The sequence below is a fragment of the Flavobacterium sp. UBA5153 genome, from assembly GCA_002413745.1.
GTDB lineage: Bacteria > Bacteroidota > Bacteroidia > Flavobacteriales > Flavobacteriaceae > Flavobacterium.
Map to the genome: position 1 here is coordinate 44,624 of DHXP01000021.1, position 233 is coordinate 44,856.

General features: G+C 36.5%; 1 protein-coding gene. It reads right to left on the bottom strand.

What is annotated here, in order from left to right:
- Nucleotides 1-233: nucleotidyl transferase AbiEii/AbiGii toxin family protein (locus B2145_RS04750; protein WP_414654990.1), on the bottom strand; the 233-nt coding region annotated here is incomplete at both ends.

Consider the following 233-nt stretch of genomic DNA (forward strand, 5'->3'; position numbering starts at 1 on the left):
ATCTATGGGACTTGAACTATAAAAAGCATACTTATTTTTCAGGAAATTTTTGATACGATCGAAATCAATAGATCCATAATCCGCATCGGTAAACAAATCAATATCAACGGACATTCGATGACCAATTTGCAAACTCAAAGCCGTTCCTCCAACGAGTCGAAACGACGAGAAAATTTCTTCCTGCATCAAATCGATTAGAATTTCTTTAAGTAGGGTCTGCTGAGAAACGCATA